Source organism: Hyunsoonleella aquatilis, assembly GCF_014270105.1.
Lineage (GTDB): Bacteria > Bacteroidota > Bacteroidia > Flavobacteriales > Flavobacteriaceae > Jejuia > Jejuia aquatilis.
Window position 1 is genome coordinate 54,762 of sequence record NZ_JACNMF010000006.1, and the last position, 19,545, is coordinate 74,306.

At 38.6% G+C, this 19,545-nt stretch carries 19 protein-coding genes; 7 read left to right on the plus strand and 12 right to left on the minus strand.

The features are described 5' to 3' along the window. Positions 1-4: 4 nt before the first annotated feature. The 4 genes from H7U19_RS15555 to H7U19_RS15570 form a co-directional block, all read right to left on the minus strand. Positions 5-1,012 carry a vWA domain-containing protein gene (locus H7U19_RS15555; RefSeq protein WP_186563800.1) on the minus strand — a complete coding sequence of 336 codons (1,008 nt, stop codon included), beginning with the start codon at positions 1,010-1,012 and terminating at the stop codon, positions 5-7. Continuing rightward, entirely contained in the window at positions 1,013-2,647 is a 1,635-nt protein-coding gene (locus H7U19_RS15560) for a BatD family protein (RefSeq protein ID WP_246454831.1), read from the minus strand. Between the two features lie 35 nt (positions 2,648-2,682). Further along, complete coding sequence (locus H7U19_RS15565; RefSeq protein WP_186563802.1) at positions 2,683-3,549, minus strand: DUF58 domain-containing protein; 867 nt, start codon at positions 3,547-3,549, stop codon at positions 2,683-2,685. 111 nt (positions 3,550-3,660) lie between these two features. After that, the gene (locus H7U19_RS15570; RefSeq protein ID WP_186563895.1) at positions 3,661-4,662 is read right to left on the minus strand and encodes an AAA family ATPase; all 1,002 of its coding nucleotides are present in this window, start codon (positions 4,660-4,662) and stop codon (positions 3,661-3,663) included. A 249-nt stretch (positions 4,663-4,911) separates the two neighbouring features. On the opposite strand from H7U19_RS15570, the gene H7U19_RS15575 reads away from it, so the two are divergent. The 7 genes from H7U19_RS15575 to H7U19_RS15605 all read left to right on the plus strand — a co-directional run bounded on the left by H7U19_RS15575 (position 4,912) and on the right by H7U19_RS15605 (position 12,825). Beyond that, positions 4,912-5,664, plus strand: a complete 753-nt coding sequence (locus tag H7U19_RS15575; protein ID WP_186563803.1) for an SDR family NAD(P)-dependent oxidoreductase — start codon at positions 4,912-4,914, stop codon at positions 5,662-5,664. A gap of 37 nt (positions 5,665-5,701) precedes the next feature. Continuing rightward, positions 5,702-6,835, plus strand: a complete 1,134-nt coding sequence (locus tag H7U19_RS15580) for an ATP-binding protein (RefSeq protein WP_186563896.1) — start codon at positions 5,702-5,704, stop codon at positions 6,833-6,835. Between the two features lie 302 nt (positions 6,836-7,137). Beyond that, a complete protein-coding gene (mscL, locus tag H7U19_RS15585) occupies positions 7,138-7,539 on the plus strand; it encodes a large-conductance mechanosensitive channel protein MscL (RefSeq protein ID WP_186563804.1) in 402 nt (133 codons plus the stop codon). 143 nt (positions 7,540-7,682) lie between these two features. After that, positions 7,683-8,672, plus strand: a complete 990-nt coding sequence (locus H7U19_RS15590) for an aspartate-semialdehyde dehydrogenase (RefSeq protein WP_186563805.1) — start codon at positions 7,683-7,685, stop codon at positions 8,670-8,672. Positions 8,673-8,842: 170 nt separating this feature from the next. Next, positions 8,843-9,658: a glycosyltransferase family 32 protein gene (locus tag H7U19_RS15595; protein ID WP_186563806.1), complete on the plus strand. Its 816-nt coding sequence runs from the start codon at positions 8,843-8,845 to the stop codon at positions 9,656-9,658. 139 nt (positions 9,659-9,797) lie between these two features. Next, positions 9,798-11,882, plus strand: a complete 2,085-nt coding sequence (locus H7U19_RS15600; protein ID WP_186563807.1) for an HAD family hydrolase — start codon at positions 9,798-9,800, stop codon at positions 11,880-11,882. A 22-nt stretch (positions 11,883-11,904) separates the two neighbouring features. After that, positions 11,905-12,825 carry an ABC transporter ATP-binding protein gene (locus H7U19_RS15605; protein ID WP_186563808.1) on the plus strand — a complete coding sequence of 307 codons (921 nt, stop codon included), beginning with the start codon at positions 11,905-11,907 and terminating at the stop codon, positions 12,823-12,825. Here the strand turns inward: H7U19_RS15605 and H7U19_RS15610 are convergent. From H7U19_RS15610 to pdxA, 8 genes are all read right to left on the minus strand, one after another. Then, a complete protein-coding gene (locus H7U19_RS15610; protein ID WP_186563809.1) occupies positions 12,820-13,269 on the minus strand; it encodes a 3-oxoacyl-ACP synthase in 450 nt (149 codons plus the stop codon). The genes H7U19_RS15605 and H7U19_RS15610 overlap by 6 nt on opposite strands. Before the next feature lie 12 nt (positions 13,270-13,281). After that, entirely contained in the window at positions 13,282-14,394 is a 1,113-nt protein-coding gene (locus H7U19_RS15615) for an NAD(P)/FAD-dependent oxidoreductase (RefSeq protein WP_186563810.1), read from the minus strand. 97 nt (positions 14,395-14,491) lie between these two features. After that, on the minus strand, positions 14,492-15,844 hold the full coding sequence (gene accC, locus H7U19_RS15620) for an acetyl-CoA carboxylase biotin carboxylase subunit (protein ID WP_186563811.1): 1,353 nt from the start codon (positions 15,842-15,844) through the stop codon (positions 14,492-14,494). A gap of 85 nt (positions 15,845-15,929) precedes the next feature. After that, the gene (gene accB / locus H7U19_RS15625) at positions 15,930-16,418 is read right to left on the minus strand and encodes an acetyl-CoA carboxylase biotin carboxyl carrier protein (protein WP_186563812.1); all 489 of its coding nucleotides are present in this window, start codon (positions 16,416-16,418) and stop codon (positions 15,930-15,932) included. Between the two features lie 30 nt (positions 16,419-16,448). After that, the gene (locus tag H7U19_RS15630; RefSeq protein ID WP_186563813.1) at positions 16,449-17,444 is read right to left on the minus strand and encodes a beta-ketoacyl-ACP synthase III; all 996 of its coding nucleotides are present in this window, start codon (positions 17,442-17,444) and stop codon (positions 16,449-16,451) included. A 176-nt stretch (positions 17,445-17,620) separates the two neighbouring features. Next, the gene (gene rpmF, locus H7U19_RS15635; protein ID WP_186563814.1) at positions 17,621-17,821 is read right to left on the minus strand and encodes a 50S ribosomal protein L32; all 201 of its coding nucleotides are present in this window, start codon (positions 17,819-17,821) and stop codon (positions 17,621-17,623) included. A gap of 8 nt (positions 17,822-17,829) precedes the next feature. Continuing rightward, entirely contained in the window at positions 17,830-18,369 is a 540-nt protein-coding gene (locus H7U19_RS15640; RefSeq protein ID WP_186563815.1) for a YceD family protein, read from the minus strand. 60 nt (positions 18,370-18,429) lie between these two features. Further along, positions 18,430-19,488, minus strand: a complete 1,059-nt coding sequence (pdxA, locus tag H7U19_RS15645) for a 4-hydroxythreonine-4-phosphate dehydrogenase PdxA (RefSeq protein ID WP_186563897.1) — start codon at positions 19,486-19,488, stop codon at positions 18,430-18,432. Positions 19,489-19,545: the final 57 nt, after the last annotated feature.

Consider the following 19,545-nt stretch of genomic DNA (forward strand, 5'->3'; position numbering starts at 1 on the left):
TCTATTAAACAAAACTTCTGAAAATTGTAAATCGCAACAACAATTCCAAAAGCAAAAAAATACCGGCCAACCACACTAGCGGACGGAATTTTTCATCGTAATTATAAAATTTAAATTCCTCTATTTCTGTTTTTTCCAGTTTATTGATTTCTGAATAAATTTCCTCTAGTTTTTTATTGTTGGTGGCCCTAAAATATTTTCCGCCAGTAGCCTCAGCAATTTCTTTTAAAAGGTCCTCATCAATTTCAACTTGAACCCGACCATATTGCAAACGCCCGGTTCTACTATCAATTGCAATAGGCGACAGTGCCATCCCATTACTGCCCAACCCAATAGTGTAGGTTTTTATACCATATTCCACGGCCAGTTCACTGGCTGTCCGTGGATCGATAAAGCCGGTGTTGTTCACCCCATCGGTCAATAAAATAATCACTTTACTTTTGGCCTTGCTATCTTTTATACGGTTAACCGCAGTGGCTAATCCCATGCCAATTGCAGTACCGCCTTCAATAATAGTGTTGTATTTTATATCGCTTAAAGAGCGTAACACGATGGATTTGTCACTTGTAATCGGAGTTTTAGTATAGCTTTCCCCAGCATATTCTACAAGACCGATTCTATCGTTAGGACGCCCCAAGATAAATTCGGCTGCCACTTCTTTTAGTGCTTCCAGTCTGTTTGGCTTTAAATCTTTAGCAAGCATGCTTGCAGACACGTCAATAGCCATAACAATGTCAATTCCTCTTGTAGTTTTGGTTTTGGTTGACACATCCACCGATTGAGGTCTCGCTATGGCCATTATTAACAGGGTTAAAGCCAAAAGTCGAAACACAAACAGTATATGCTTCAGTTTAGGCAACCAGGAATTAGTCACCTTGAAGCCTTTTAAACTGGAAATCTTCAGCTCGGCCGTTTGTTTTTTATACTTGAAGACATACCATGCTATGGCTATCGGCAAAAGCAAAAGCAACCAAAACAATTCTTTATTTAAAAACTGAATACCTTCTAACATTTATTGCGCTTCATTTTGTACTTCAATAGAATTTAAAATGCGTTCTATCATCTGTTCAGCATAACTATCATCGGCCTTTCTCGTGAGCATCACTTGCTGAATAACGTTTTTAGCATTAAAAATTATTATCACGTAGTTACCCGACTCCTTTTCATCATTGATTAAAGATGGAAAACTACCGGAACCATGAATTTTTAAACCCTTTCCTCCGTTTGGGGTCTCAAACTCGTCTGTTTTTACCAAAATATTTTCAACGCCTTGGGATTCCATCAATTTGATAGCCTGATCAGAAACCTGTTCCAAATCCACTTTGGCCTGTCCTTTAATTTTTGTGGTCGCCACAACAACGCTAAACTTATCCAGCAAACTTCCATAGGCGAACATGCTAATTTCCACTTTTTGTTTGACTTCTTCAGGAATTGGCGCAGGTGTGCGTTTAAGTACCTTTGGCGTTGTGATCGTAATGGGTGGCGCTCCATATTGACTGGTAACCCATTCGCCCTCCAAAAGTTCTTTGCTTTCATGACCAATGATAGTATCTTTTACAAAGTCGAAGCCATATTTTACGGAAAACCCAGTGATCGTCATCAAAAGGAGAAAAATACTTATTCCGACGGTGAGCCATACTTTTTTACGTTTCTTTTTACGCTCCTGCTCCTCGCGATATGCTTCATCCAGTAATTTCTCCTCTTCCGTAGGCTCGGGCAGTATTTCTTTAACATGATCGATTTCGGCATCGATGGTATTTCTGTCCATTTCGGCCAAAGCGATGTCTGGAGCCGACTTTGCAAATTTCACCAAATCGGCACGCTTCAAAATACTTTCCAAATTTTTGATCGTTTCAGCACTTAAATCGATTTGATTGCCGTCTTTAAGCAATCTCAATCTTCTAATTAATTCATCCGTTGTGCTTTCCAGCGCATGGTCATATACTTTTTCGTCTAAATACTTTCGGATGATGAGGGTCAATTCAGAATAGTAGTCCTTTAATTGTTCGTGTTCCAAATAATGGCTTTCGTCCAGTTTTTTAAGTGCTAATTTTGCTCTGTCATAAGGTGGCAACAGTGCTATTTTTTCCTCCTCGGTCAATGGCTTTTGCCTCCAAATAAACCACCAAAGAATGGCCGCTATAATCCCTATCGCCAAAATACCAATTAACAGATATTTCCACCAATTGCCCCCACTTTTCTTGACTTCAATAATGGGTTTGATGTCGTAAAGCTTCTGTTTTGTGGTATCAACTTCAATGGTATTGACCTCAACCATTAAGGAATCGGTAAAAACCGTTTTACTGTTAATTAGGACTTTCTGTTTTGGAATTATATAGGTTCCCGAATCAAATTGCGTAAGTCCGTATTTTTTAATCAGGTTGAATTTATCTTTATTCTTGGTGGTATCCACTGGATAGGATTCCACCATTTCAACCGGCATAAAGGTTTGCCCTTCGGGAAATACGACCAGACTTGTGGTATCGGTTTCTACTTCAATTCTATAAGTGATTTGCTCGCCTATTTTGATGGAGTTGGTATCGATTGAAGATGTTACTTGCGAAAAGGAGACAAGAGAAAAAAGAGATAAGAAACAGGAAAAAATGACCGAAGTCGGAAGACCGAAGACGGAACTTTTAATTTTCATAAATCGTAAATCGTAAATCATAAATCGCGCCTCCCTTATCCTCTTCGTTTAAAATACCCCAACAACTTCTTTACATAGCTTTCGTCCACCCGGCAATTGATAACTCCTGCACCAGAGCGTGAAAAGGTTTCCTGATAATACCTTACTTTATTTCTATAAAACTTTGCATAGTTGTTACGTACTGTTTTTGAACTCGTATTCACCAGCATCAGTTCTCCAGTTTCAACATCTAGCATTTGCACTACACCCAAATTTGGAATTTCTTCCTCACGTTTATCATATACCCTGATTCCTGTAACGTCGTGTTTATTGGATGCAATTTTCATAGTTTGCTCGTAGTCGTCTGCGATGAAATCGGAAAGCACAAAAACAATTGCTTTTTTCTTCATGACGTTTTGCATAAACTTTAGAGCTTCCGCCAAATTGGTTTGTTTGCTTTCAGGTTCAAATTCAATTAACTCCCTAATAATCCGTAATACGTGCGAACGTCCCTTTTTTGGTGGAATATACAATTCCACTTGATCCGAAAATAAAATAAGACCTATTTTGTCGTTGTTTTGGGTAGCCGAAAAAGCCAGTGTTGCCGCAATTTCGGTAACGACTTCATTCTTGAATTGTTCGTCCGTTCCAAATAATTCCGAACCCGAAATATCCACCATAAGCATCATGGTGAGTTCCCTCTCTTCTTCAAAAACTTTTACAAAAGGCTCATTGTATCTGGCCGTCACATTCCAATCGATATTCCGCACATCATCCCCAAATTGATACTGCCGCACTTCACTAAAAGTCATACCGCGCCCTTTGAAGGTAGAATGGTATTCGCCTCCAAAGATATGATCAGACAACCGACGTGTCTTAATCTCTATTTTACGTACTTTTTTTAGTAATTCCTTTGTGTCCATCTTTTCAGTTTGCAGTCATCAGTATGCAGTAAGCAGTCTTTATGAGGTATTCAGTGCGCGTTATCAGTTCAACAGTTGACTGCCGACTGACCACTGAATACTGCCAACCAATTAGGGAACTTCGATTTCGTTTACAATCTTGTTGATGATGTCTTCAGAGGTGATGTTTTCGGCTTCGGCTTCATAAGTGATCCCAATTCTATGGCGCAACACATCATGAACTACGGCACGAACATCTTCTGGTACCACGTAGCCTCTACGTTTTATAAAGGCATAACACTTAGCGGCAGTTGCCAAGTTGATACTTCCACGTGGCGAAGCTCCAAATGAGATTAAAGGTTTTAAACTGGTGAGCCTATATTTTTCAGGATATCGGGTAGCGAAAATGATATCCAGAATGTATTTTTCGATTTTTTCATCCATGTAAACACCCCTAACTGCTTCTTGCGCTGTTAAGATTTGCTTTAACGAAACCACAGGGTTTACTTTTTCAAAGGCACCTTTTAAGTTCGCACGAATGATGAGTTGTTCCTCATCCAATTTTGGGTAATCAATTACCGTTTTCAGCATAAAACGGTCCACCTGTGCTTCTGGCAAGGGGTATGTTCCTTCCTGTTCCACAGGGTTTTGAGTAGCCATTACCAAAAAAGGTTTGTCTAAAACAAAGGTGTCATCACCAATGGTCACCTGCTTTTCCTGCATGGCTTCAAGTAACGCCGATTGTACTTTTGCCGGCGCCCTATTAATTTCATCTGCCAAAACGAAATTGGCAAAAATGGGGCCTTTCTTTATAGAAAAGTCGTTTACCTTCATATTATAAATCAAGGTACCCGTAACGTCGGCCGGCAATAAGTCCGGAGTAAACTGGATTCTACTAAAACTGCCGTCTACCGCCTGAGCCAAGGTGTTAATGGCTAAGGTTTTTGCCAACCCTGGCACGCCCTCCAATAGGATATGCCCCTGACCCAAAAGCCCTATGAGCAACCGCTCCACCATGTGCTTTTGACCCACAATAACTTTATTCATCTCCAAGGTAAGCAAATCAATAAAAGCACTCTCCTTTTCAATTTTCTCGTTTATCGACTTAATATCAATTGTACTCGTTTCTTCCATCATTCTTAAGTTTTTATCGCCCGAATATAGCGTCCTATTTTGAGCAATGCAAATTGTTAAAATTTTTATTTGAAACCTGTTAAAGATTGGTTAAAAAAATTGGCAATGTTAGATGATGCCTGACTTTAACCTATAATTATCATAAGATTATCTTAAACGCACTAAAATGGTGGATAACTATTGATTATTTATTTCATTAGGAAAACTGTTTTAACCATGTTTTGGGTATTTTTAAAGGAAATTTTCCTCATGAAAAAAACAGCATTAATAACCGGAGCCACCAGTGGTATTGGAGAGGCAACGGCCTATGAATTTGCCAAACAAGGCATTAGACTGATTCTCTGCGGAAGGCGCTTACATAGACTGGAAACTATAAAGGAAGCCCTAGCCCGATTGACGGATGTGCATATTCTAAATTTTGATGTACGTGACAGACCCGCCGTTTTAAAGACAATAAATGGTTTACCTGAAGATTTTAAGCAAATCGACATTTTAATTAATAATGCAGGCAATGCCCATGGATTAGACCCCATTCATAAAGGCAATTTGGACGACTGGGACGCCATGATGGATATCAATGTGAAAGGCTTGCTGTATGTTAGCAAAGCGATTATCCCCCAAATGACGGCACGGAAATCTGGGCATATCATTAATATTGGTTCCTCTGCAGGAAAAGAGGTATACCCTAAGGGAAATGTGTATTGTGGAAGTAAGCACGCTGTTTTGGCGATTACGGAAGGCATGCGGGTTGACTTGAATCCGTTTGGTATAAAAGTGGGTGCTGTAAACCCTGGTTTAGTAGAGACCGAGTTTTCTAAAGTGCGTTTTAAGGGTGGTAAGCAAGCCGATTCCGTCTATACAGGTTTTAAGGCATTACAAGCTAAGGATGTTGCCGAGGTGATTTACTTTGCTATATCCAGACCGCCGCATGTAAATATTGCTGATGTTTTGATGTTTTGTACGGCGCAGGCGAACTCCGTCACAGTGAAAAAGGAAATCTAAACTAAATAAGATTCCTGCCTTCGCAGGAATGACAGATATGATCAACAAACGCCTACTTATTAAACACCTTTTGGCCCACAACGACGAGAACAGCTTTTATGACAAAAAGCGAAAAATCGATATTGGGCAAAAGGAAGGTAAGGCTAAGTTTTTAAAGCATATTTGTGCACTTTCTAACAGTAATCCCAAAAACAATTCTTATATCGTCATCGGGGTGGACGACGCAGACAACAACATTATAGGCGTTGATTTTTTTGACGACAGTAAAATTCAAAACCTCATCAATGCCTATTTGACCAATCCGCCCATAGTGCAATATGAAAATATCCCGTTTCCGCATTTGCCCGATGATAAAGTAGTAGGATTGGTAACCATAAGGCCTATTGGAAAATTGACCGCATTACGGAAAAACATCTGGAAATACTACGGTGGCTCCGTGTTTTTTAGGGATGGTAGCATCAGTATGCCCAAGGTTTTTGAAAGCGATATCAAAGATGTGAATTCCAAAATTGTGGAGGCTATTGAAAAAAATGCCCAAAACAATATTGAACACACTTTGGACGGCGTCATTGATTTTATGGACAAACGAAAGGATTTCAATGCGCAATACAAGGTGTTTAAAGAATATTTTGTGGTGTGCTGGGCGGGGCAGAAAAAAACAGTAAAAAAGGAAGTGTTTTATTCCAGGGTGGACATTGAACTCATCAACGAGCAGGTACGCCTATTTTTTTCAGCATTGGACGAAGTGGCCATCACAATTACCGATGACACCTTCCAAATTATCGAATACGTCAACCTAGGTTTTCAAAAAAGTTTTAAATATTATCCTTTGGAGGAAACCATCATTCATTTTCAGGACAATGCCCATTATAATATTGAAACCAAATTACTTTTTGAACCTCCACAATTCAATAAAAAAACACTACATCATATTTATAATAGCAATAATGCGCTCCTGGAAAAACTAAAAAAAGGACTGGCCCTAACGGAAAATGAAACTTTGGACCTAAAAAATCTGCCATCTGCCTATTTGATTTGTTATCTCAATCTTTTTCATGAGGCATTGGACAAATTGATCGAAGCCAAACCTTACTTAAAATCCTATAGCAAGGATATTTATGCCATATACAAGGAAACGATACGCATCCTGAGGAAGGTGAAGTATAATTAACATTTGTTAATAAAGTTAACCATAAATTAACATTAAAATTTTTGGGTTTTACGGAAAAACCGTAGTTTCGCACCGCTATTAATCATTTTAATTAAACCTTGTGCTCCAAATCGAAAACAGAGTCAAGGTTTTTTTATTTTCCACAATAAAGAATATCTCAATTTCTAAATATTTCTGGTTACAAATCTGAAGATAATCCATTTTAAATCTTAGGGTTTGAAATTCATTGATAGATATTACCTGTCAGAATATTAGGTTTTTTCAGTATTTTAGCCACTCACTAACTAGAAATTTTAAAAATTATGTTAAAAGAATTCAAAGAGTTTGCAATGAAGGGCAACCTTGTGGACATTGCAGTTGGTTTCGTTATGGGTGCTGCCTTTAAAGAAGTGGTATCCTCATTTACCGGAGGAATTGTATCGCCGTTAATTGGTCTGATATTCGATTCGGATTTTAAAGCATTAAGATATAAATTAAAAGACGGTACATTAAACGACGCAGGCGAAATGGTAGGAGAAGTGTTTTTAGAATACGGTACATTTATTACCAACGTAATTGACTTTATTATTGTGGCATTTGTGATGTTCCTAGTGGTAAAAGGTGTTAACAAAATGAAGAAAGAAGAGGAGCCTGCTCCAGAACCGCCAGCAGGACCAACTCAGGAAGAACTATTGATGGAAATCAGAGACGCCTTAAAAAAATAACAAATTGTTAATTAAATAACAGGCTGTTATATGTTGTTAAAAAGCCCACACTTCTCAGAAATGTGGGCTTTTTTTAATTTTATAATTGGAATTAATACTTAGTTTTGCACACGCAAATTATTTAAAAACGTAAAAATATACAGATGAAAGTAGCTGTAGTTGGTGCCACTGGAATGGTAGGGGAAGTGATGTTAAGAGTACTTGCCGAACGCAATTTTCCCGTTACAGAATTAATCCCTGTAGCGTCTGAGCGCTCGGTAGGCAAAACTATTTCTTATAACGGAAAGGATTATAGCGTAGTTGGTTTGGAAACAGCAGTTTCCATGCAACCAGATATTGCTTTATTCTCCGCTGGCGGAGGCACTTCCTTGGAGTGGGCCCCAAAATTTGCCGAGGTCGGCACCACTGTTGTCGACAATTCCTCAGCATGGCGTATGGATCCCACTAAAAAATTAGTAGTGCCAGAGATTAATGCACAAGAATTGACTAAGGAAGATAAGATTATTGCAAACCCAAATTGCTCCACTATTCAATTGGTGATGGCCTTAAACCCATTGCACAAAAAATATAAAATGAAGCGTGTTGTGGTTTCAACCTATCAATCCGTTTCAGGTACTGGGGTAAAAGCGGTACGTCAGTTGGAAAATGAAATTGCAGGAGTAGAGGGTGAAATGGCCTATCCATACCCTATCGGACGCAATGCGTTACCACATTGTGATGTGTTTGAAGACAACGGTTATACCAAAGAAGAAATGAAATTGGCCAGAGAACCGCAAAAAATTATGAACGACCGAACATTTTCCGTATCAGCCACTGCGGTAAGAATCCCAACGGCAGGAGGACATTCGGAATCAGTAAATGTGGAGTTTGAAAACGATTTTGATTTAGCTGAAGTACGCCAATTATTAAGTGCCACCCCCGGTGTTGTGGTGCAGGATGACACGGCCAATAATAGCTACCCAATGCCTATTTTTGCCCACGATAAAGACGAGGTTTTCGTAGGCCGTATCCGTAGAGATGAAACACAGCCTAATACGTTAAACATGTGGATTGTTGCTGATAATTTACGCAAAGGCGCGGCAACAAATACCATTCAAATTGCTGAATATCTAGTTGAAAATAATTTAGTGTAAATTAGATTTTAAGAGTGTTAATTTAAAACTCCTTCCTGTTTTGGAAGGAGTTTTTTTATGATTTATAGGCACTCAAAGGGTATTTTAACGATTAAAAGGGCATTGTCGTCCTAATAATTTCTAATTCACCTTAAGTATATATTAGTTTTGCTTAACCCCAAATTAAAACCATGATACCTAAAATAATTCATTTTTGTTGGTTAAGCGGTGACCCATACCCAGAATTGGTAGAGAACTGCATTAGAAGTTGGAAGACCAAACTTCCTGATTACGAATTTATGTTGTGGGATACTAATCGTTTTGATATCACTTCCACGATTTGGACCCAACAGGCTTTTGATGCAAAAAAATACGCTTTTGCGGCCGATTATATACGGTTGTATGCGCTCTACCATTATGGAGGCATTTATTTGGACACCGATGTTCAAGTATTAAAGTCTTTTGATGATCTTCTCCATCTGCCTTATTTCATGGGAAACCAGTTTGATGGATATATGGAAGCAGCTATAATCGGTACTGAAAAACATCAAAAATGGACCATGGACTGTTTAGGCTATTATGCCGATCGCCCTTTTATTCGAGATGATGGCTCCCAAGACACCATTATATTACCGGCCATTATTGAAAAGCAGATTGAGAAAACCAGGAGTATATACCGGCTTAGCGACACCCAAGCCCATAACATTTCGGAGTTGATAGAAGACCAAAATAAATTTTTATTGCTTCCCTCAGGATATTTCAGCCCAAAGGATTTTAAGACGAAAAAAATTTCAAAAACAGAAAACACCTATACCGTGCATCACTTTGACAGTGCCTGGCTTTCCAATCTCAACAAACTGCGTTTGTCATTGGAAAGGTTAATTGGTGATGATAATGCGGAAAAAATTATTCGGTATACTGGTATACGGAAATTGATTAAAGGTGTGAATTTGGAGCCAAACAAAACTGCCGTAGCTCAAAATCATTTAGAACATTATCCTTCATAATCTTCCATTTTACTTATTTTTGAAGTGGTTAGCATTTTAACCCAAATTGTAAATACCAATTTATAGGCTTTATCCGCATTTCGCAACATTTGATTTCAGATTTTCCCAGTAAGGTTATTGGGAATAAAAAAGACAAACCATGAGTCTAACTGCCCTAAAAAAATCCCTTAAAACCAAAACCCTCAAGACCATATTTACCGACTACTATGACACCATCATCCATAGAACGGTGCACCCCAATTATGCCCTAAGGCTTTGGGCCAAGTTTTTGATTAAGGAATGTGGTTTGATAGCTTCTATTGATGAAGTTTATTTCGTTAGAACTTCTTCAAACAAGTACCTCTCTGAAAAGTTTAAGACCGATGTGCTAGAGGTACCATATGCCGTTCTTAAAGAAGAAATTTATCGTAGGTTGGTCAATCAAAACATGTTGCAGGTCTATTCAAAATCAGAATTCTTCGAAGTTTTTGAAAAGGCTGATTTGAAAGCAGAAACTCAAGTGCAGTACCTCAATGATGGTGTGGTTCAATTGTTGAAAGACTTCAAAGCTAGTGGAGGCAGAGTATATCTGGTTTCGGATTTTTATGGCTCAAAATCCCTATTTGATAGCTTACTTCTCCATCACGGCATTTTAGAAATTTTTGATGGTGTTTTTAGCTCCGCTGATATGGAGTTGAGTAAAGCAAATGGCTCTATTTTTGAACCGCTTTTAACCAAACTTTCGCTTCAACCAGAGGAGGTAATGATGATAGGCGACAACAAAGTGAGCGATTATGAAAATTCCAAAAAGCACGGACTGCATGCGTTTCAATTGCCTCATGGGAAACATTTAAGGCGTAACAAGCTTAATAATTTTGGCAACGATTTTAGAGCCTTTAAAAACACAATTGAGGATATTCATTCCGAATGTACCAAAAGCTCGGTAATGCCTTTTGTGGAATACATTCTTTTCTATCATTTTTTTACGGAGCGTCTATATGACAAATGCAAGCGTAATAATGTAAAAAACCTCTTTTTTCTCTCACGGGAAGGTATGTACTTGAAAAAGTTGTTCGATGCCTATCAAGCGCATCATCAATTGGATGATACACTAGCTATTAAAACACATTACCTCAAAATATCCAGACAGGCATCCATGCAGATTAACCTGAAAGAACTGGAGAAAGAGGAATTTAAATACTTAAAAGAAAAATACCCTGCCGTGAGCTTGGAGGACTTTTTGTCCTTTTTTAGCTGTCCGGAACCTGATAAAGTAACCATAGCGAAGGAATTAAATGCAGATAGCTCAGCGGTTTTGGAGGGCTTTTTTGATTCGGAATTATTTCAAAATCTACTGGCCAACTCATCTTTTAAAAACTTTTATAAAAATCATAGAACTTCCAACAAAACTAATTTTGAAGCCTATATGAATTCCTTTGGTACGGATTACAAAAAAGAAGGCATCCATTTGGTAGATATTGGCTGGGGTGGCACCATGCAGGAATCTATTTTTGGGTTTTTGAACGAAGACATTCCCGTTACCGGTTACTATTTGGGTATCCGTGATATTTATAATTTACAGGAAGCAACGAAACGTTCAGGATTATTGTTTTCATTGCTACCATATACGGATTACAACGACCACTTGTTGATGGCCAATACCCAATTCTATGAACAGTTTTCGGCTGCAAACCACGGCAGTGCTCTAGGCTATACCAGTGAAGAAAATGGTTTTGTTTTAGAAAAACACAACCCACAGGAAAAATGGCTTTACGACACCTATATTGAGCAACATCAACAACAGATGTTTGAGATTCACTTGGAAATGATAAAACGATTAAGTCCAATTTGTTATAACCAAAACATGGTGCAAAAAACACTGAGTGAATTGGCATTAAAAACTGGACTTTTTGTCAATTCCAGAAAGTTAAAATTTGTTCAGGAACTTAACAGCGGATTCTTTCAAAATATTGGAACAAATAAGGTTGGCCTGGAGTACAAAAAAGAAAAAGGCTCAGGAGTTCTGGGTTACCTAAAAACCTTTATAATGAAGCCGGAAGTGCTGTTTAGATATGTGGTAAAGCTAAAACCAGTACTCTATTCGAAAAACAAAGTTTTGGCTTTTTTCACACCAGTTTACTTCATTTACCTTTATTATAAGTTCAATAAATTTGTAAGGTACTCGATGCTGAGGCACTCATTTTTATTGAAATCCAATTATTTTAGAACAGATAAAACACAATAGTTTTTGAATTCCCAATTGCTCTATGCTTAAAGCGCAAAACATTTCTTTCAAGTATAAAACGCAATATGTCCTAAAAAAGGTTTCATTTGAAGTGAAGCAAGGCGAGCACTTTTCCATTATTGGCGAAAGCGGTTCGGGGAAAAGTACCCTTTTGAAACTTTTGTATGGTACCTATGATTTGAATGAAGGTAAACTGTTTTGGAAAAAGCAACCTATTTTAGGTCCAAAATTCAACTTGATTATTGGTCCCGAATACATGAAATATGTAGCACAGGAATTTGATTTAATGCCATTTACAACCGTTTCTGAAAACATAGGTGAGTTTCTGTCCAATTTTTATCCTGAGGAAAAGCAGGAACGGATTAAAGAGTTGCTGGAAGTTGTAGAACTAACTTCCGTGGCAAACGTAAAGGTAAAAGAGTTAAGTGGCGGACAGAAACAGCGGGTAGCCTTGGCACGAGCGATGGCTAAACAACCTGAAATACTATTGCTGGATGAGCCATTTAGCCACATAGACAACTTTAAAAAACAATCTCTGCGCCACAGTCTCTTCAAATATTTAAAGGATAAAAATATCACATGTGTTGTGGCAACGCATGATAAAGACGATGTGCTTTCTTTTTCAGACCGAATGATTGTTTTGCACGAAGCGAAAATTTTGGGCCATGGCACTCCAAAAGACCTTTATGGGAATCCTAATCATCAACTTGTTGCTTCTTTTTTTGGTGAATTCAACGAAATAAATGGGCAACTAGTTTATGCCAACCAGCTTGAAATTGTTGAAAAATCCAAGCTGAAGGCATCGGTGGTGCAATCCTATTATAAAGGTTCTTATTATTTAGTCGAAGCAGTGTTAGATGGGAAATCGGTATTTTTTGAGCACCCTACAGCTATTACATCTAAAGAAAATATTTATTTAGGGATTAAGGCAAATGCTTTATAATACCATTTGAACCTTAAACTCCTGCCCTCTAAAAGTAACCCTATCCCCTATGGTTTTCCCAATAAGTAGCTTAGCTATGGGTGTATTGGGAGAAATGGCGTAAAAGGTTTGGGTTTCAACCATTAATTCACCGGCACTTATCGAGATAAAATAATTATGGATTGAAGTATATACAAGACTTCCAAGGCTAATAGTGCCGGAAGGATTATCTAGATTTATTTTGGAAAGAGTGTTTTTAGTTTTTTGAATTTCCGCCAGTTGTTGTCCAGCTTTTTCCCGTTCCAGTTGCATCATGGCACGACCTGTTTCATGTTTGTCACCTGCTGAACTTTTAGTTTCTGATAACAATGCATTTTGTATTTCCTCAATACTTTTTTGAACCGTTTGCAAACGGTTTTCGATAAAGGCTTCGCATTGTTGGTAGAGTTGTTTTTTTATGTTCATTTGGGCATTCATCTAAATTAAATCCGCCAATTCTTTTCCTACCAAACTTCCAATGGCAACGCCCATGCCTCCGAGGCGCACGCCACAATATACGTGATTTGAAATCTGTTTCACTATAGGTTTCTTTTGATTGCCAACACCCATAATACCGGACCAGCGATGTTCGATTTCGAAATTGGTCTTAGGCAGAATAACAGTTTTTAAAAGGTGCTCCAATTGTTCTTGAATTAAATTAGTTTGTCCAAAATCAGTAGTACTTTCACCTTCAAAATCAAGATTTCGACCTCCACCAAATAATATTCTGTTGTCTATATTTCGAAAGTAATAATAGCCTTTATCCAAATGAAATGTGCCTTTAATTTCTAGGTTTTGGATGGCTTTAGTGATCAGTACTTGCGCTCTGGCAGGGTTGACGTTTTCATCTAGGAGTTGCGATGCAAAACCATTAGTAGCTATCAAAAGTTTGCCACAAACGAATTCAAAATCATTAATTTGAAGTTTTATGGCGTCATTGCCCTCCAAAAAGGCTCTAACCTCAACATTGTTAAGTATTTTAATACCTTTGGATTGTACCTTGTTCAGCAGCGCCTCCATCATTTTGCCCGTATCGATTTGGGCCTCAAATGCATTGTATATGTATTGCGAGCCCACATTGTCAAAGCCAAATATATTTTCAATTACAGAAAACACTTTACCCTTAAAAACCGGAAGTAGCATTTTATTTGTACTATCTATTTGTGCCAAATAGCTTTCAAACAAATCTGCATGGGTATCCAAAAAAAGTTCGTAACCTCCATTTTGCCGATAGTCCAAAGCTTTATCACCTAAAGTATGGCGAAGTAATTGAAGGCCATCAACCCGTTTTTTTAAGATTTGAACCACTTCCTGCTCTGAGTGTGTTTTTAAGTCTTCTAGAATTTCACTTAAACTACCAAAACAGGCGAAACCCGCATTTTTGGTACTTGCGCCCTGGGGCAACATCCCCTTTTCAAGAATTAGGATTTTAGATTTGGGATACCTTTGCTGCAGTACCAAAGCACAATTTAATCCGACAATGCCACTTCCAACGATACAGAAATCAACATTGGAGAACCACGATTTTATTTCCCAATAGGATAGATGCATATTGCTAAGGTAGTATTTTCCTGATCGATTTCGTGGCTTTCAAATTTGACCAAATAGAAATAAAAAACTCCGAAAATTATTTCGGAGTCTCAGTAGTTTAATCTTCAGCTGGCTTTTGCATTTTGAAGTCTTCCATAAACTTCGTGGTGTAATTCCCGGCAACGTAATCGGGATGATCCATCAATTGTCTATGGAATGGAATTGTGGTTTTAATACCTTCAATCACAAATTCATCAAGCGCACGCTTCATTTTACTAATAGCTTCCTCGCGGGTTTGTGCCGTAGTAATCAATTTTGCAATCATGGAGTCGTAGTTTGGCGGAATTGAATATCCGGCATACACGTGAGTGTCCAGACGAATACCGTGCCCTCCCGGGGCGTGTAATGTGGTAATCATTCCTGGGGATGGCCTAAAATTATTAAACGGATCCTCGGCATTAATTCTACACTCTATCGAATGTAAATTTGGTGTGTAGTTTTTACCCGATATTGGCACACCGGCGGCTACTAAAATTTGTTCTCTTATCAAATCAAAATCAATCACCTGCTCCGTTATAGGATGCTCCACTTGAATACGGGTATTCATTTCCATAAAGTAGAAATTTCGGTGTTTGTCCACCAAAAACTCAACGGTTCCAGCACCTTCATATTTAATATATTCGGCGGCTTTAACGGCAGCTTCACCCATTTTTTTACGGAGGGCATCGGTCATAAATGGAGACGGCGTTTCCTCGGTCAATTTTTGGTGGCGTCGTTGTACGGAACAATCTCTTTCGGATAGGTGGCAAGCTTTACCACGGGAATCACCAACTACTTGGATTTCAATATGTCTTGGTTCTTCAATCAGTTTTTCCATGTACATATCGTCATTCCCAAAAGCAGCTTTACTTTCCTGCCTTGCAGAATCCCAAGCATCTTTCAACTTGTCTTCGGACCAAACGCCACGCATCCCTTTTCCTCCTCCTCCGGCACTGGCCTTCAGCATTACGGGATAACCTGTTTCTTTGGCCAATTTTTTACACTCCTCAAAACTCTCAATAACACCATCACTTCCAGGAACGCAAGGTACCCCCGCCGCTTTCATCGTGGCTTTGGCATTGGCTTTATCCCCCATTCTGTCGATCATTTCCGCAGAGGCTCCAATAAATTTGATACCGTGCTCTTCACATATTTTGGAAAATTTCGCATTTTCAGAAAGGAATCCGTAACCCGGATGTATGGCATCGGCATTGGTAATTTCAGCAGCAGAAATGACATTAGCCATTTTTAAATAAGAATCCGCGCTTGGTGGAGGGCCAATACACACAGCCTCATCGGCAAATTTTACGTGTAAACTTTCCGCATCAGCCGTGGAATAGACCGCAACGGTCTTTATCCCCATTTCTTTACAGGTTCTAATAACGCGCAAGGCTATTTCACCTCTATTGGCAATCAATATTTTTTTAAACATAACTTTTCTAATTAAAAATTTCAATTTCCAAGCTCCAAATTCCAAGAATTGGGTTTTGGGATTTGTGGATTGGAATTTTCAATGGTTATGATGGATCTACTAAAAATAGCGGTTGGTCAAATTCAACAGGAGAAGAATCGTCCACTAATATCTTAACAACCTTTCCTGAAACTTCGGATTCTATTTCATTGAAAAGTTTCATGGCCTCAATGATACACAACACATCACCCTCGGCAATGGTCTGTCCTACCTCAACAAAAAGTGGTTTGTCCGGGGATGGCTTTCTATAGAATGTACCTATCATTGGGGATTTTATAGTGATGTACTTAGAGTCGTCATCTTTAGCCTCGGCTGCAGGCGCCTCTGCTGCGGGTTTTGCTTGAGCCGCTTCAGCTGGCGGAGCAACTGCCTGAGGGATTTGTGGTGCCGCAACAGGAGCATATTGCACTGCTGGCGCATCTTGATCCGAACTTGTTTTAATGGTGATTTTTACGTCTTCCATTTCCAATTTAACCTCGCTTGCTCCCGATTTGGCAACAAACCTGATTAAGTTTTGAATCTCTTTTAAATCCATAATTTAGCTATTAGTTTTAATGGTTAGTCTTTAAGAATTATAGGCCCATTTTAAATAGATGGCACCCCAATTAAATCCGCCCCCAAAGGCGGCAAAGATCATATTATCGCCTTTTTTTAATTGCGATTCATAGTCATACAAAAGCAAAGGTAAGGTGGCTGATGTTGTATTTCCGTATTTGTGGATATTTACCATCACCTTTTCTTCCTCTAAATCTATCCGCTGTGCTGTGGCATCAATTATGCGCTTATTGGCCTGATGGGCCGCGAGCCAATTTACGGTATCCCGTGTGAGGTTATTGCGCTCTAAAATTTTTACAGTAGAATCTGCCATATTAAACACAGCATTTTTAAAAACCGTTCGCCCCTCTTGGAAAGCATACTGGCCTCCTTTTTCCATAGCTTCAGGGGTCAAGGGATATGATGACCCTCCATAGGTAGCCTGTAAAAACTCCCTTCCAGTACCATCACTTCTCAAATATTCATCCTGAAGACCAAGATTTTCTGTATTCGGCTCAAAAAGCACGGCTCCAGCTCCATCACCGAAAATAATGCACGTAGCTCTGTCTTTGTAATTAATGATGGAAGACATTTTATCGGCTCCAATTAAAAGCACGTTTTTGTAACGTCCAGACTCTATGTAGGAAGCCGCCACAGACATGCCATATAAAAAACTAGAACATGCCGCGTCCATGTCAAACGAAAAGGCATTAACCGCGCCGATTCCCGCGGCAGTGAAAGAGGCCGTTGAGGCCGCCTTCATATCTGGTGTTGCAGTAGCTACAATCACCAATTCTATATCCTTTGGGTCCAACCCCTTTTTATTAATGAGGTCTTTTGCGGCCTTTATAGCCAAGTAAGAAGTTCCTTTGCCTTCGTCTTTTAGAATCCGACGTTCCTTGATTCCAGTTCTTGTCGTAATCCATTCGTCATTGGTATCAACCATGTTTTCAAGCATTTGATTGGTCAATACATAGTCAGGAACATAGCCCCCGACGGCAGTTATCGCTGCTGAGATTTTACTCATACCGTGTAGTTAATTGAATAAAAAACGCCTAAAATGAACAGAAATCATCCAAATTTGATGTAAAATATGAAATTTTGGATAAATATATTCAAATTCGATCGATTTTTAACCCAGAAAAGCGCAAAACAAAAAAAACGCCCACAAGTGAGCGTTTAATTATGATGCATGCATATTAACTATGCTAAATTTTCTTCTTCTGAATTGTCGATAAGCACCTGCCCTCTGTAGTATAATTTACCTTCATGCCAGTGCGCTCTGTGGTATAAATGAGCCTCTCCCGTAGTTGGGCAAGTTGCAATAGTTGGCGCAGTTGCTTTATAGTGCGTTCTTCTTTTATCCCTTCTCGTTTTAGAGATTTTTCTTTTAGGATGTGCCATTTTATATGTTATTTATTGTCCGTTAATAATTTTTTCAAAGTATCCCATCTTGGGTCAGTTTCGTCAACTGTTTTTTCATTTTTTTCGCCAGGACTTAGTTCCTCTAATTTGTTCAGTATGTCCGATTTTAAAGTGCCGTCCTCAATTCCTGGATGAATCCGTTTTAAGGGTACGGCCAAAATAATCAACTCGTAAATGTATTGCTGAATATTCACTTCGTGTTCACCATGTGGAATAATGAGGATATCAATATTTTCATCATTGAAATCCTGGCCAAACTTCACCACCAAATCAAATTCATTTTCAATATCTTGATTATAAGGCTCATTGGTTAAATCGCAATTCACATTTACAAAACCCGAAATCTTAAAATGTAACTCTAGCAATGTTGTTTTCTTATCCAATTCAACATTGACTTTAACAGTTACATCATTAAAATCATCATACTCAAAATAATCAAAGAACGTCTTGTCTATTCCGTACTCAAAGTCGTGTTTTCCAATCTTTAATCCCTTAAAAGGAATCGAATACGCTTTAATCGGCTTCATTACCACAACTTTTTGAGCCTGCAAATATAAAAATTTTTATTATAGCCCAGACAGTTATTTTTATTTTTTTGCCCCTACTTTTCTTGGTGCTTTTTTTAATATGTTGGCTGTAAGTTTCTCAAAATCAAGTCTGTTTCTAAAAATATGTATCCCCATAAACAGCGCTTCTTTAAAAGACCCAGCGTCTGCCAAGCCCTTTCCAGCAATTTCGTAAGCGGTTCCATGGTCTGGAGAAGTTCTTATCTGTTTGAGTCCGGCCGTGTAATTTACGCCCTGACCAAAGGACAAGGTTTTAAACGGTATGAGCCCTTGATCGTGATAGGAAGCGATAATCGCATCAAAGTTTTTATAATTGTCGGAGCCAAAAAAACTATCCGCCGCATAAGGGCCAAACACCAATTTGCCGTCTTCCTTTATTTTTTTCAGGGTTGGTCGCATTACGTCGTCGTCCTCGTTGCCAATCACACCATTGTCTCCTGTGTGCGGATTGATGCCAAGGACAGCAATTTTAGGCTTTCCGATACCAAAATCCTTTTGAAGAGTATCGTAAACTGTATTAATTTTCTGGATAATCAATTCTGGCGATATGTGCGTAGATACATCCTTCACCGGAACATGGTCCGTCAACAAACCGACTTTCAATGTATCGGTCACCATAAACATTAGACTTTGTCCGCCCAACTCTTGTGCCAAATAGTCCGTATGACCGGGAAAGGTAAATGCTTGGGATTGAATATTTTTCTTGTTAATCGGTGCAGTCAATAAAATATCAATGGTTTCGTTTTTCAGGGCTTTTGTGGCTGCTTCTAATGATTTGAAGGCAAATTCACCTATTTTTTCATCCTCTTTTCCAAACTCAATGGATACCCCTTCCTTCCAACAGTTAAAAACGTTTAATTTGTCATCAACTGCCTGCTCCATCTTATGAATGCTATTGAAGTTCACTGCGGAATCAAAGTGTTTCTTCAAGAAATCCATCACCTTAATGGAAGCAAAAACTACGGGCGTACAGAACTCAAAAATCCTGGAATCCTCAAAAGTTTTTAGAATGATTTCTCCTCCAATTCCGTTCAGATCACCAACAGAAATACCTACAACAATTTTTTCTTCTTTCATTATTAAGAATCCTAGCTTTTGTTCGTAATTTTGATGTGCAAATTTAACCAATTAAACACA